Source organism: Burkholderia sp. Ac-20349 (genome assembly GCF_017104865.1).
GTDB lineage: Bacteria > Pseudomonadota > Gammaproteobacteria > Burkholderiales > Burkholderiaceae > Burkholderia > Burkholderia aenigmatica.
Genome location: NZ_JAAGPM010000329.1, coordinates 1 through 1,566, shown reverse-complemented (window position 1 = coordinate 1,566; position 1,566 = coordinate 1). Strand labels below are relative to the sequence as shown.

The 1,566-nt window shown below is 69.3% G+C and carries 2 protein-coding genes and 1 pseudogene; all 3 read left to right on the top strand.

Features of this window, described 5'->3' with window-relative positions; translation table 11 throughout:
* Positions 1-1,276 (top strand): flagellar biosynthesis protein FlhF (flhF, locus tag G3N61_RS39015; protein WP_241018138.1); only part of this gene is annotated, 1,276 nt, incomplete at its 5' end.
* A pseudogene (locus G3N61_RS39010) lies at positions 1,269-1,448 on the top strand (AAA family ATPase); the annotation flags it as partial. The gene flhF and the pseudogene G3N61_RS39010, both read left to right, overlap by 8 nt.
* Before the next feature lie 34 nt (positions 1,449-1,482).
* A partial coding sequence (locus G3N61_RS39005) for a hypothetical protein (protein WP_241018139.1) occupies positions 1,483-1,566 on the top strand: 84 nt, incomplete at its 3' end.

Sequence of the window (1,566 nt, the reverse complement as noted above, 5' to 3'; positions counted from 1 at the left end):
CGGGCGGCCCGGCAGCGTGATGTGCAGCTACAACCGCCTGAACGGCGCGTATGCGTGCGAGAACCCCCACCTGCTGAACGACGTGCTGAAGAACGAATGGGACTTCCAGGGCCAGGTGCAGTCCGACATCGTGCGCGACGCCGAACGCCGGATGCCGGCCACCGCCCCCCGCGCGCCCGATACGAACACGAGCGCGGCGCATGCCGCGAAGGCGGCCGAGCGCACGCGCCTGTCCGCCGATGCGGCCGCCGTGGTGGCCGATGCGGTGAAGTCGCGCATCGAGCGGATCGTCAACGATACGGTGATGCAGGAGCTCGGCGAACTGCGCGGGATGATGGAAGAGCAGTTCGACAGCCTGATGTGGCACGACCGCCAGCGTCGCAGCGCCGTGCATGGCGCGCTGACGAAGCACCTGTTCGCGGCTGGTTTCTCCGCGCAGCTCGTGCGGATGCTGGTCGACAACCTGCCGGCCGGCGACGACGCGCAGACCTTCGAACAGGCCGCCGAATGGGCGCAGTCGGTGCTCGCGGCGAACCTGCCGGTGCTCGACAGCGAGGACGCGCTGATGGAGCGCGGCGGCGTGTTCGCGCTGATGGGGCCGACGGGCGTCGGCAAGACCACCACCACCGCGAAGCTGGCCGCGCGCTGCGTGATGCGCTTCGGCGCGAGCAAGGTCGCGCTGCTGACCACCGACAGCTACCGGATCGGCGGCCACGAGCAGCTGCGCATCTTCGGCAAGATCCTCGGCGTGCCGGTGCACGCGGTGAAGGATGCCGGCGACCTCGCGCTTGCGCTGTCCGAGCTGCGCAACAAGCACATCGTGCTGATCGACACGATCGGCATGAGCCAGCGCGACCGCGCGGTATCCGACCAGATCGCGATGCTGCACGGCGCGAACGCCCCGGTGCAGCGCCTGCTGCTGCTCAACGCGACGAGCCATGGCGACACGCTCAACGAAGTCGTGCAGGCGTACCGCAGCGCGGGCGAGCATCCGGACCTGGCCGGCTGCATCCTGACGAAGCTCGACGAGGCGACCCACCTCGGCGGCGTGCTCGACACCGTGATCCGCTACAAGCTGCCGGTCCACTACGTGTCGACCGGCCAGAAGGTGCCGGAGAACCTGTACGTCGCATCGACCCGCTTCCTGCTGAAGAGCGCGTTCTGCGTACCGCGCGACGGCTCGCCCTTCGTGCCGCAAGACGAGGACATGCCGACGCTGCTTTCCGCATTGACCGCACGTTCCACCGCCGAGCTGCACGAGGTGCGATTTGGATAAACGAATCATCGATCAGGCCGAAGGGCTGCGGCGCCTGCTGGCCGGGCGCGCGTCGCGCATCGTCGCGGTGACGGGCGGGCCGGCGGGGGTCGGCTGCACGTCCACCGTCGTGAACCTGGCGGCGGCGCTCGCGTCGCTCGGCAAGGACGTGCTCGTCGTCGACGAGCGCGCTGCCGATCGTCGCGTATTCGTTCGCGGGCGTCGAGATGATCGGCCTCACGGCCGGCGAGGCGCGCGAGCCGCAGAAGATGATCCCGCGCGCGATCAACTCGGTGCTGTGGCGCATCCTG